Consider the following 244-nt stretch of genomic DNA (forward strand, 5'->3'; position numbering starts at 1 on the left):
GGTGGTCGCGATGAATTGCCACGTCGGCTACCATGCCCTCATCAACAAAATTTTCTTGCACATATTTTGTCAGTAATTCTTTCTGTTCGGATTCACTTAATTCTACCGGTAAAGCCACGTTAAACTCTTTTGCATACCGTGAGTTTGATTTACGATCTTTCTTTTCAACTTCATTCCACAACTGCTCTCGATCACTCGCCCATTCAGGTGAATTTTTTGGCGTCAAAATAAAGCTTTCTGGCAT

The 244-nt window shown here is 41.0% G+C and carries 1 protein-coding gene; it reads right to left on the reverse strand.

Going from position 1 to position 244, the window contains the following annotated elements; translation table 11 throughout:
- A partial coding sequence (locus FD07_RS12000) for a MobA/MobL family protein (protein WP_162254231.1) occupies positions 1–244 on the reverse strand: 244 nt, incomplete at both ends.

This window comes from Levilactobacillus parabrevis ATCC 53295 (assembly GCF_001434055.1).
Classification (GTDB): domain Bacteria; phylum Bacillota; class Bacilli; order Lactobacillales; family Lactobacillaceae; genus Levilactobacillus; species Levilactobacillus parabrevis.